This is a genomic window from Psychrobacter sp. YP14 (assembly GCF_003209315.1).
Lineage (GTDB): Bacteria > Pseudomonadota > Gammaproteobacteria > Pseudomonadales > Moraxellaceae > Psychrobacter > Psychrobacter raelei.
On sequence record NZ_CP029789.1, the window covers coordinates 1,800,128 to 1,813,342 of the forward strand.

Sequence of the window (13,215 nt, forward strand, 5' to 3'; positions counted from 1 at the left end):
GATGACAACATGAGGAGTAGCCAATAGCTTAGCACAAGGCCATCACTGACAGCAGCAATGGCCAAAAAGAGGACTACTGTGTTACCGTTTGCGCCGCTCCACTGTGTGAGGTAATTTCAAGTTTACTCACATCATAGCCTTGGATTTTTGCCGTATTTACATACTTATCATAAGTGCTTTGCGATAAGGTGGGTGTACGTGACAAGATCCACAGATACTTATTATCTGGCGTGCCCACTAACGCACTCTTATAATCTTCATCAAGTGCTAATACCCAATAATTCGCTTTACCCACCGGCAGCCATCTAAGCCAGCTGGGTAAAAAAGTCACCTTGAGCTGGCTACCGGATTCATTGGCTGGCTTAGCAATTCCCGTAGCACTCATCATTGAGCCATCTGCTTTTTTACACTGATTAATCACATCCACAGACTCAATCTTGCCAGCGTCTGTTTGATTAAGATTATAAGTGGCGGTCACATCTGAGGCACAGTTGCGTTGAAAATACATAGGCAGGCGTGCAATCTCATACCACTGACCTGCGTATTTATTTAAATCAACACTGGGCACAGAGTGCGGGGTGCTCGCGGCCGTCGCTGGCGTGACCATATTGCCTGTTTCGGCATGTGAAAACGTAGAATAGGCCGCTAAGGGAACCAACAATGCCAAAGCTATACCTGTATGCTTGAGTAACGCTTTCATAAAGGCTCTTTCTGAGACGTCATGATGATATTTATTCATAAGGGTATCTGTTATCTATTAATTTGAAAAATGAGAGTTTTTGACTTAAAAATGTCATAATAATCTTCTATTATTTTGGCAAGCCATCCACTGTTTTTACGTTTAACTTGTCTTTTACTTCAGTTCAGTACTTGTCTTTAACTTGGCTGATTTATTCATCTTCATCTACAGTGCCGCTCTTTGCCATAACAACATTCTAGGGTTGCCCCTTGCGATTTACTATCCCCAAAATGTAGTAATACGCTACGGTTTGTAAACTGCCTATACTGTTTTAAATCTTTTGGTGTTCTTGCGTTAAAAATTGGCGTATTCCTGCTACTTTATCTCCATTATTGCGCCTTACTGTCGCCAAATCTTGGGGCGCCAGTCCGCCTAGAGCAATCACAGGTACTTCACAGTGCTCAGCCAATATTGCAAACTGCTCCCAGCCCAAACAGGGTTGCTCTGGGTGGGTCTGTGTGGGCTGAACAGGAGATAAATACGCACCAATCACAGGCGCCAGCTTATGATTGAGCTGATATTGCGCCAGTGTATTGACTGCCTGTATCTGATACTGACTGTGACAGCTTACGGTGATGGGTAAGCTTAGCTGTGATATGGAGGTGTTTTTGCCATGCTGTAGTTGCTGTAGTTGGTGCTCTAGCATGGCTTGTGTTAGGTGCTGGGCGATAACTTGCACAGGCAGCTTATTGGTCTGTGATAGATAATCTGCTAAAGGCTGCTGGATGATTACGTTTAAGTCTGTACGCCTAGCACACAGCTTAAGTACAACACGTGCCTGCTGCTTTAAGCTGCTGGACGCCAAACGCACATAGACCGTCGCTGACTGCGGTAGGCTTTGATGGTGATACTCAAGCCACTGTACTAGGCTTTGTTCAGTGACTGCATCTAACCCTTGGGTGTCATTAAAGGATAACTGATTGGTAATACAGATCACATCATCTAGGCGTAACCACTGCAAGATACTTTGATTGGCTTCAGGTAACACATACTGATTGTCCAGTAGACGTTGTTTATTGACCCAGTGCAAGCGCTGTCCCTCACAGCCTTGTGTTTTGTCCCTAAAGACAGAGAATTGATCAGGGCTAAGCTGTACTCGAAATACATGCAGGCATACCGTTTTTGAACGATCAGTATCTGATATATCCAGATACTCATGACGCAGTACCCCAAGCGGATTGATACAGCCATCGCTTGTAATATCAAGACCAATCTCTTCATACACCTCACGTATCAGTGCTTGCTTAGGTTGTTCACTGGCTTCTATTTTACCCCCCACAAATTCATAGCGATCCCCTTGGTGCTGATGGCTGCTGCGATAGCCCAGCAAATACTTGTCTTGATAATGGATGACGGCCACGGCCACATCGATATACTTCATGCGCTCTCCGGATGCTGTTGACACATTACTTGTCACTCAATAATTTTAAATAAAAAAGTGCTTGCAATGACGTTTATAATAAATAATAATGAAGTTAATGATAATCATTATCAAATAGACATTTGATCTATTTTTTGATGATGATTTTACACCGTACCTCAAAACTTAATTTAGGTATCATTTTGTTAAGTGTTATTTAAAATGCAATTTTTGTTAACCATAATATAAAGGATGACCCCATGGCTACTATTATCTCTCGTGCACTACGCCTTCGTGACAACCAGCTGCCTATGCTGCAATCAGAGCATCTATTTGCACTCACCAAAGAGGTGCGAATTCAACATGAGGGTGAAGAATACCGTTTACGACTTACCCGCAATAATCGCTTGATTTTAACCAAATAATTTATTCCATTAAGCCCCTGCATAGGGGCTTAGCTCATAATGAGAGTATCGTCTAATATTGGCACAAGACAGGTGATAAAAAAGAAGGGACAAATCAATTGTCCCTTCTTTTTTTGTCTGTGATTTATTTAAAACCTAAAGCTATACACCACATCCACTGCATTTTCTAATGCGGAGGTCGCCTCTACATAAATACGCCGCGTCAACTGATAACGCAGCGACAAGCTGCTTTGTGCATTAAATACGCCTACCCCATATCGGATATATAAGTCTGGGGTAATATAGCCGGTTACGTTAACGTTGGTGTCGCTATCGGTGCCTGAAGCATCGATGGTCAAGCGCTCAAAGCCAAAGGCATCGCCTATGGTATTGGTCAGGCTACGGGTACCGCTTAAGCCTAAGCTTAACCCGGCGGCGGCTAAGTTATTGGTTACCTCCGACTTAAAGCCCTCTTCACTAATCTGAGTGGCGCCTGAGTTTGAAATACGGCCAGTCACCAGTGCATTCATTGCTTGCTGCTGCGTTAAGCCGGCATCGTTAAATACCACAATGTTTGGATCAGAGACACGTCCCTTGACACGCACACCCACAGTGCTGCTCTCGATATCTTTGGCCGCCTCGATGCTCAAGCGTGGATTGGTCACATCGCCATTAAAGCGTATTTGGGCATAGTTAAGCTCGAGATTTTGACCGAAGGCATCAATGGTACTACGGCGACTCACCTGTACCACACCCAGCGCATTCATCACCCCTTGACCTTGCTGAGTGATATGTACTGCGCCTGCCAGCGGTAGAACGGCACCAAAGCCGCGGAAGTTAACATTACTGCCTAAGTCTACCCCTATATCAGCATTAATAGACCACGGCTTAGAGATGGCCAGTACCTCATCGATATTGCCGATAAGCTGACGATCTAACACCACCACATCTTCTGATTTGGTCACTACTTCTTGGTTGGCCTCAGGCGGTCTGATGGTGGCTGTGGGTACTGAGACTGCACCCACAATATTAACGTATTGCTGCTGCGGCTTAATGATGATATTAAAGTCAGGATTAACCTCAGCGAACAATAACGGCGGCTGAGTAAGCACCAACCGCTCACCGGTAACTCGAATTTTAGCTTGTAACTCTTGCTGCCAATCTATGGTACCGCTTAAGTCGCCCTGACCTTCACCACTCATAAAGGTGCCATTTAAAGTGGCGCTTTGGCCGCGTATTTTTGCTTTGGCATTAATATTGGTGAGGTTCACCGGCAAATCAAGCATGGCAACCGTGGCATCTTTTAAGTTGACGTCACCATAAAAGACTGGGCTAGATAAAGTGCCACCCAAACCACCTGCCAGCGTTATATTGCCGCCAAGCTTACGCATGCCTGGAAAGAAAGGTTTTAAAATCGCTAAATTAAACTCGTTTAATACCAAGGCACCCGATAATGGCTTGCCCTCTTTATACGGGTCTACCACCACGTCCGCATAACCTTTAGCACCATTACCACTATCGATATCGGTACGTACCTTTAAGCCTTCCTCAAAGGAGCGAACAATTAACGATATGCGCTTATAAGGTAAGGTAATGGGGTCGCTATAGCCATCTTGTATCATGCCTATGTTGCCATTGTCCGAGTACAACGTGGCATTGATGGTGGGCTTAACGCCTTTGCCCCATTCCATCACTGCTTTACCATTTAAAGCGGCGTTCCAACTTAAATCTTTGGGTAAAAAAGGCGCAAATAAAGTGGTGTCAATTTGCTGTATGGCTAAATTGACCTGACCTTGTTCACTAGAGGCCACCAAATTCTCCCGCAGACACACCTTACCTGACTCATCGGTAGCAGCCCAGCAGTGCGCTGCCAGTTGTATCTTAGGAGTACTACCGCCAAATGAGGCAATCAGCTGTGCCGGCTGGCTTTGTGCCAAGGTCACGTATTCGGTTGAAACCTCACCGTTACCGACCACACCGCGCCAGCCCATATTTTTACGATCAAAGGCACCTTTTATTGTGGCAGCAATGCTTACCTCATTATTGGCACGACTGGTCTGTGCTTTAAGCGTCAAGGTATGATCAAGCTCGGTACCATTAAATACCGCATAGATATTTTCAAACTGACTGCCGGAGGCTTGAAGGCCATCGGCAAGGATCACCAGATTACTGGGACTCTTAGCGAAATCGACAATCTTGCCTTTAATAACGCCTTTTTGTAGCAAGATCCCCGGTAAAGCCAGCTTCTCCCCACTCAAATCCACATAAATGGTAGGCAGTGCCTGACCTGCAGACTGCACAAGGGTTAATCCACCAATCACACTACCGGCGAAGTCTCTGCTGATTTGACTTAAGTTGCGAATATTGACTTTGGCATCTAAGTTTTGTGCATCGCCATTAGCAACAACTTGGTTATCCCCCCACTGCACCATGAGATTATCAGCATTGAGCGTCTCAATCACACTTTTGACTTTTTGGAGCTGGGTATTGCTATCGGCAGCTTTGAGCACTTGTAAATATTGAGCCATATCTTTGGGCAAATGCAAGGTGCTATTTAAGCTGCCTTGCGCCAATAACGGTTCACCGTTAATTTGGCCACGTAGCGCCATCTGGCTGATATTGATACGCTGTACGGTATCTTTCCAAAGCCCAGTGCTAGAGATGCGTCCGGTAATATTGCTGGGCACATCTTTAACAAAGTAGCCTAAATTGAAGTCCTCCATTGCCGCATTGATATTCCAAGCGACACCATTTTTGACATCCACGCTACCTTTAGCAATCAAGCTACCTGCTTCGCCCACATGGCTTAGGTTTTTAATATTAATGACCTGAGCATTACCATTGGCATCAAGCTGCAAGCGCCCTTTGGGCAACTGCGGCGTATCGATAAAGCCACCGAATTTAACATCAAAAGCACGCAGGTCGCCAAGCTTAGTCTGGTTATCACGCCATTGACCGGAGGTGACCAAATCGCCTGAGACAATCCCTTCGGTTTGCGGCGCAAAAAAGCCAACATTGAAGTTCTCGGTATGCGCTTTGATATCCCACTTAATGCCATCGCTTAGGCCTACATTACCTGTCGCATTGATACTGCCTGCTTCACCCACATGGCTTAGGTTTCTGATGGTAATGGCCTTAGCATTACCAAAAGCATCCAGCTTAAGCCGACCTTTGGGCAATTGCGGCGTATCAATAGAGCCATCAAACTTGACATCTAACGCGCGTAAATCCCCGAATTTGGTGTTGTTATCTCGCCACTGACCGGAGGTTACCAGACTGCCTGAGACGACGCCCTCGGTTTGTGGTGTGAATGAGCCAAAATTAAAGTTCTGAGTGTTGGCTGTTACATCCCACTTAATACCATCTGCTAAATTGACATTTCCGGCAGCACTGATGCTGCCCGCCTCACCCTTGTGACTAAAAGATTTAATATTGATATTAGTGGGTGTGCCATTGGCATCAACGATAAGGTTGCCTTGAGGCAGCCCTTGGGTGGTGAGTTGGCCGTTAAAGCGCGCATCAAACTGCTGCAAATCGCCTGCAATCAGCTCTACTGACCCATCGCCCTTGCCTTGGATGGCCACATGGCGATTTTCAGTAATGGTTTTTTGAGTTGCAGGATCAGTGCGGGTAACTTGTGCGGTTAATAGTGAGTCTAAGTCACTAGAATTGATGGTAAAGACATGGCGCTGACCGGTCACCAGCTTGCCATTGACACGGCGACGTATGTCGATCATTTTTCCTGACGCATTGATGCTACCCACAAGATTGCTGACCGGTAAGCTGTCATTAAACACTTTCGGTTTAAGCTGCTGGGTTTTGGCATTAATCGCCCAGGTTAACGGATTATTTTGGTTGGCCAGTACAATACTGCCATTACCCACCAAATCACCCATCACCCCATCATAATCAAAGGCATTGATATTAATGCGATCGCCCAGCTTATCGAGCTTGACTTTGTAATCGCCCGCAGGTGCGGCATTTAATTTATTAATCTGGGCATCGGCATCAACCCACAGATGCTCATCACGCAGCTGCACATTGGCCTTACCAATAGGACTGTCAATATCGCCCACTTGAGGCACATTACGGCGGCGTAAATGTTGCCAATTGGCATCCACATACCAAGGCGCAGCGAATCTTGGGTTCTTAGGTGTGGCGCCTTGTACGACTTTGGCTTTTATAATCTCGCCGTCACGTTGACGCAGGCTGGCATTAATTTGCATTAAGCCGTCTTTATTTTTTAGATTATATACCACAGCCAATCGGCCATCTAAGCGCTCAGGTGCGTAAGGTGCTGCCGCTTTAGGTAATAAAGCACGTACTTTATAATTACTACTGTAAATTAAAGCTTGGGTGGTGAAACTGTCTTCCCAGTCAAGCACGCCTTTGGCCAATAAGTCACCTTCTGGCGTCTTAGCGGTAAGCTGATGGACATGCATCTGTTTGGTGTCTATGATATTGGCACGCGCTTGATAGCGACCACTTGGGATGTCCTTAGCTGACAACTGACTGTTAATACGCAGCTCAATATCTGATAACACCCCTGAAGCGATGGCCAAACCTGCCTGTAATTTAATATTTTGGCCTTCAGCATAGGGCAAGGTAATCTCATCCCAAGTCAGCTTAGCATCGAAGGGGGCATTGTCATCTAAACCTTGAACCGTAAAGTTACCTTTGACATTGCTGTCATTATATTTACTGCGTAAGGTGCCATAAGTACGCTTTAAGCTGCCTGTGGCATCAACATAAATCGGATCCACATAAATTTTTTGTAAACTATTCACCGTCACTTGAGCGGACAGATCTAGCGGATAGTTGCCCGTTAGGTCCACAAAGCCATTTAAATTGGCAATGTGCACCACATCACTGTACTGCAAGGCGGCTTTGTCCACGGCAAGATGCGTGTCTACCCACTTTAAGTCGGAGGCACTAATATCAGTCACTTCAATAGGATCTTTGCCAGCTTGCTTGTAAATGATGCTCTTGATGTGCGCTTTATCAAAGCGTAAGTCGACAGGCAGCTCAAAGGTTCTATAGTCAAAAGGCTCACCGGTGGCCGGCTTGCGGTTTTCTATCACAATAGATTCGATATCGGCATCACGCAGGTGCACTTCTCTGGCAAACATGGCGCGCCAGCCAATTTTGACATAGGTATTTACGAAGTGAACATCAACATCTTCAGACGCTTTCATGCTGATGTCTTTGACCAACATGCCATCGCGCAAGTTGCCCTCAGCATACTGCAGCTTTACGCCAGTTTCTGAGACAATCTTCTCTAATATAAACTTAGTGCCTCGCTCAGTACCCGCCATGACATACAAAATGATGCACATCATTAAGAACAGCACTAACAACAGCGCCAATAGCTTTAATAAAAAAGACAGCGGATAGTGGTATTTGAGCCGCGCAGCATCACGCTGGGCAGGATCTTGCTCTTGATTAGGTGGCGGGGTTTGCGAAGTGGTCATGAGTTAAGTAATTTTGTTAGAAATAACACAAGCTTTGGCGCCCCAAGGCGGCGAATAATCGCCTTTGACAGCCATCACGCTTGTGCCATTTACGGTTAAAATGGCCTGTTTTCACAAGATAATCAAAATGCTGTCATAGTAAATGATATTCACTATCACAGCAACCTTCATAGCAGGCTAATGATAGCCTTAACGAAAACCTTATAGCAGGCACCGAGTGCTTGGCAATGACACTGCAGTGACGCTGATCATTTCGATCACAGCGAAGCGCCATAACGGCTGCCTGGTAACTGCTTTACATTCAATAGCCACTACTGCAAAGGCGACCCAATAAAGAAGTGCAATCGAATAGGCACACTGTCCTCTAACACGCCTGCTGCTAAGTCTAAGCGTACCATGCCCACAGGTGAAGCCCAGCGGACACCAAAGCCAACCCCAAGCTTGGTTTCAGTCTCAAAATTGGTGTCATAAGCATTACCAAAGTCGGCAAATACCGCGCCACGCAGACCCGGTTTAAATTCATAGTTGTACTCTGTACTACCCACCGCCAAGACTTGCCCGCCCACCAGATAGCCTTTTTCTAGTGTCGATAAGCTGTTGTAGTCATAACCTCGAATACTGCGGTCACCCCCAGCAAAAAATCTGAGCTTATAAGGCACGTTTTCAAATTCATCCGCCCAGATGTACCCCCCATCTAAGCTGGCCACGACCTGATGCTTATTCATCTCACCAAAACTATAGACACCACTTACCCCCGCCCGCGCAATGGCCATATTGGTATCGGTCAATGCACTATCTGACCCAGCTTCTATAGAATAGTATTGACGCCAGCCCTTACTTGGATTGGTGACACTGTCGGTTTTGGTTTTATCCAGTTGATAACCCAGCAGCAGCGCCTCTTGGTCAAATTGAGCGCCTTCGCGGTTAAAGGGCACCGGTAAGTTCTCACGATCAGTGCCAGTCACCCCACTTTCTAGCTCATCCAAGCGATATCTTAAAGAGTACGTACGATTCCAGCCCTCATCACGACGAATGTTACGCGCGATACCAGCTTTAATGGTATTGGTCTCTAGATCTAAGTTACCATCACCTTGGTTGATGTTTTCTTGCTCATAGCTGATATTGGCGCTTAGAGTATCATTTAAAGGGTGCTTCCACGGGCGGCTTGCGTGCAGATTAATGGACTTGTTAATTTTTGAGGCGCCCACACTGATGCCTGCCTGATAGCCATCTCGATTGATAAGGTTATTCTCAAGACGTGCCACTGCGCGCACGCCGGTATCGGTACCATATCCAATACCTAAATCCACATCTTTTGGTTTATCCGCCGTCACAAACACATACAAAGGTACCGACTTGGTCTCAGCCACTTGCTGCGGCGTTTTGCGATTCGCCAAGAAGGTTTTATCCAAGTCGCTGGGTAATGAGTCGGTATCGGCCAAAGGGTCTTCCTCATCGGGAAATATCTTTTTGACTGTGCCACTAATGGCATTGGAGATTTTACCCAATAAGCTTTTGGCCTGCTCTTCGGTTTCATCTAGCACTCGGTCATCAGGTAGTCTGGATAATCGCTGTGCTTTGGCGGTGATTTCTTGTAGCTTCTCAGTGGTTTCTTGATCCACAGAATATTCAAGAGGCTTAAAGGCATCATTGGCACCGTTTTCGGCCGTTTTATCTGAGTTATTATCAGCCAGTAGATTGCCTTGCTCATCATATAAGCCATCCGTATTGTTCTCGGCCGTATCTTGCTCTTGAGCAGCTCGCTCAGATGAATTATCAAAACCTAAAGTGCCCGTGCTGCGGCTAGGACGTATGGTCTCAACGTTGACTGAGTTGAAATAACGGGTGGCAGATAAGTCATTGGTAAACTTAGTCACTTCCGGCGCATAAAAATTATCTCCGGCTCTAAATTCATGTAGCTGATGCAGCAATTCAGGCTTAACAGGCAGCTTATCTGGATCTGTGGTGAGCTCACCTGTGTCTTTGTCAATGGTAAAGAAAATCACCTCATCAAAATGATAGCGCTGACCTGTGTCATAGATTAAATCTACATCTGCGGTATTATCAGGCAAAATCACATCCACGGATTTGTTCAGCCACTGCCCATCAAAAAAGCCAAATTGCTCTTTGGTGGTCTCAATCTGACTTTTGGCAGTTTTATACACCCCATGGTTAAAGATATCGCCCTCTAAGGGTGCTGTTTTTTCAGCAATTTGTTGAAACTCTGGCAACTGTGATCCCTCACCGCGAATATCAACAATGCGGCTACTCACTTTTACAGGCTCACCAAGATGCTCAATAATCACCGCAATCTCATCTGAGGCAACCCGCTTAAAGCTCAGCTTAATATCATAATAACCTACCGCTTGCGCCGCATCGATGGCCTCTTGATGCAGCCTAGGCGTCACCGCCACGAAGTCTGAAATGGACTCGACGGTGATGTTCTCCATAGCCGCTTTGATGTTGGCAGCCGGCTGGGTGTCTTTGTCTGCCTTAACAAGCTGAGGCGGGGCATTTTTTTTGCCTGAGGCTGCAGGCTGCTGCAAATATATCTTGGCACTAATACGCGGTAAGCCTGCATAGCCATCATTAAAAAAGCGGTTATATAACCCCTTAATAAAGCCAGGCTTTGCTTTGCTGCTATCTTCATCAGCCGTCTCAGTCACAACAGAGCCTACTGGCGCTTTAGTGGGGCCGCCTTCATACTGCGGCAAATAATCATCTGGATTAATGCCAACCTCGGCAGCATTTTGCTGCGAGTTATCTACCACATCATCCGTAATCTCACCTGATTGCTGCTTAATCTGAGCATCTACTTTACCAATACTGGTGTTTTTTACCGCTTGCTCCGCCGACTTTTCGGCCGCTTTGGCTTTTGTGCTGTCAGGATTGACCACCACATCTGTGGCTTGATATACAGGCTCGGTGGCAGCATTTGGCTCTGAGTCATCGACTATACCAAGCGTCTGCTGGTTGCTGGGATTGATTTGGGCACTTTGATCTAAGCTATTGTCAAAGCCTAGCGGCGGCGAAGTGGCATCTAGACGGGCGATAGGCTGGGTAAAATCAGAGGGTACTTGACTACCAATCTTTGCCAGCACCTGCTCTATTTGCTGCGGGGTCTGCATGATGGCCGCATTGGCCAAATCTGTGCCTGCTTGAGGCTTAGTCGTTAAGCTGTTGTCAGCAAATACACGATCAAAGGTGGCTATGGGGTCAGAATTTGGGTCGGCGCCGTTATTATTGGCCGTTTTTGTCGCACTGCTCACAGTACTGGCTGTATTTGAATTGGATGGCTGCGTTCCAGCAGAGCTGAGCGTTTCGCGCTGATAGTCTTCTAATACACTCGGGTCAATCAGCCCCTGCTCAACTGCTTGCTTGAGCTTTAGTGCAATCAGTGCTTCTTCAAGCTGTGAGTCAGTAGCACGACTTGGTTGATCTACTTTGGCACCTGTGCCACTAGCAGCGGCATACGCTGATATAGGGGTGTAAGCTTGCAGCAATAGGCACGCAGATAGAGCACACGCCATTTTAGAATAGCGAAAGGGCAGCAGCACTTTGAATCGACTGTGCGCTGTAGGGCTCATAGTAGAGCTAAAAAGGCTATCGGCTCGTTGGTTTACCACGAACAGGGGCTGGTGTGTATTACGCATTACCAATCTCTTATCTAGAATAACTTTCTATAGTAAATTCCTACCGCAAAGACTACCGCCTGAACCAAGTCTATGCAAATCGGATTTTTATAAATCGAAAAACAAATTTAATTTAGTTGTGATAAATTGTCGCTATGATACCTTGACTGAACATAATTATCAGTGAAAAATTATCGCTCAAATCTTGATAAATACGATGAGCTATTTAAGATAGCCACTATTTTGTACTTATATTAGGAAGCCGCATATGGCATCACAATTTACCCTGTTTCGCAGTCGCCGCTTTACGCCGATGTTTTTTACCCAATTTTTGGGTGCTTTTAACGATAACTTTTTTAAACAAGCGCTGCTTTTGGTTCTAACCTATAGTGCAGCGGCCAAGTTAGGTGCCTCAGTTAGTTTACTGAACAATTTGGCCGCCATGTTGTTTATTTTGCCTTTTTTCTTATTTTCTGCCCTAGCAGGACAATTGGCCGATAAATATGAAAAGTCACGCCTAACTTGGTATATCAAAGTGTTAGAAGTGGTCATTATGCTACTGGCCGCTTTTGGGCTGATTTTTGAAATTTATTGGCTGCTATTTTTGGCGCTATTTTTATTAGGTGCCCAGTCCACTTTCTTTGGCCCCATTAAATACGCTTATTTGCCTCAAGCGATGCAAAAAGATGAGCTGGTCGGTGCCAATGGCCTGTTTCAAACCGGCACGTCCCTGTCGATCCTAACCGGTATGATGTTTGCCGGCTTATTTACCCAAATGGAAAACCATTTGTATTGGGTCAGTGCCATGGCGTTACTGATTGCCGCTTTGGGCTTGTTGGCCGCTAAATTTATTCCAAGAATGCCTGCCGTACAGCCTGACTTAAAAGTGAACTGGAATATCTTTAGCACCAGTATGGACACCATTAAGTATCTGTATTCGCTGCCATTGTTGTTTTTTATCATCTTAGGTAACAGCTGGTTTTGGTTCTATGGTGCTACCTTTTTGACCCAGACTCCTGAGTTTAGTAAGGTTATTTTACAAGGCAATGAATCTGTGGTTATCTTTTTACTCACCTTATTCTCAGTGGGGGTCGCTTCAGGGTCTTTGTTATGTAAAACATTGACCAAAAATCAGGTAAGCTTTAAGTTACTGCCCTTTGGTATCGCAGGGCTCAGCCTATTTGCCATAGATTTATATTTTTCGTTATCTGCACTTACTATCAGTACTGGCAGCTTATTAGGTATTGCAGAGTTGTCTGAGGTGAGCGGTAGCTTTCGGGTATTTGCAGATCTATTTTTCTTAGGCTTTAGTGGCGGTATTTATATTGTGCCTTTGTATGCGGCGATGCAGGCTTACTCACCTATTAGTCACAGAGCGCGAGTCATTGGCGCCAACAATATCTTTAATGCCATTTTTATGGTCAGCTCCGCCATCTTTTCTATCGTGATTTTAAATCTATTAAAAATGCCTTTGCCGCAGCTGTTCTTAGTGACGGGTATCTTAAATATCTTATTTGGGATAATGCTATATTTTAAATTAAAAAAATATCAAGGCACCCTGAGTATTCAAGAAGACGCGCTTATCTAAACGGACAAAGCGTTCACAACC

The 13,215-nt window shown here is 45.5% G+C and carries 6 protein-coding genes; 2 read left to right on the plus strand and 4 right to left on the minus strand.

Annotation, left to right across the window (positions count from 1 at the left end; all coding sequences use genetic code 11):
• Window positions 1–73: 73 nt before the first annotated feature.
• Window positions 74–700, minus strand: coding sequence for a lipocalin family protein (locus DLE54_RS07405; protein WP_227535677.1), 627 nt, complete (start codon window positions 698–700; stop codon window positions 74–76).
• Between the two features lie 310 nt (window positions 701–1,010).
• The gene (locus tag DLE54_RS07410; RefSeq protein WP_162617740.1) at window positions 1,011–2,144 is read right to left on the minus strand and encodes an NUDIX domain-containing protein; all 1,134 of its coding nucleotides are present in this window, start codon (window positions 2,142–2,144) and stop codon (window positions 1,011–1,013) included.
• Between the two features lie 215 nt (window positions 2,145–2,359).
• Here DLE54_RS07410 and hemP point away from each other — a divergent pair, with 215 nt between their 5' ends.
• On the plus strand, window positions 2,360–2,524 hold the full coding sequence (gene hemP / locus DLE54_RS07415) for a hemin uptake protein HemP (protein ID WP_011960827.1): 165 nt from the start codon (window positions 2,360–2,362) through the stop codon (window positions 2,522–2,524).
• A gap of 128 nt (window positions 2,525–2,652) precedes the next feature.
• On the opposite strand, the gene DLE54_RS07420 is transcribed toward hemP, so the two are convergent.
• Both DLE54_RS07420 and DLE54_RS07425 read right to left on the minus strand, forming a co-directional pair.
• On the minus strand, window positions 2,653–7,974 hold the full coding sequence (locus DLE54_RS07420; protein WP_110816752.1) for a translocation/assembly module TamB domain-containing protein: 5,322 nt from the start codon (window positions 7,972–7,974) through the stop codon (window positions 2,653–2,655).
• Between the two features lie 311 nt (window positions 7,975–8,285).
• Entirely contained in the window at window positions 8,286–11,627 is a 3,342-nt protein-coding gene (locus DLE54_RS07425) for a BamA/TamA family outer membrane protein (protein ID WP_110816753.1), read from the minus strand.
• Between the two features lie 247 nt (window positions 11,628–11,874).
• Here DLE54_RS07425 and DLE54_RS07430 point away from each other — a divergent pair, with 247 nt between their 5' ends.
• Window positions 11,875–13,194 (plus strand): MFS transporter, encoded by a 1,320-nt coding sequence (locus DLE54_RS07430; RefSeq protein WP_011960830.1) that lies wholly within the window; start codon window positions 11,875–11,877, stop codon window positions 13,192–13,194.
• Window positions 13,195–13,215 lie beyond the last annotated feature (21 nt).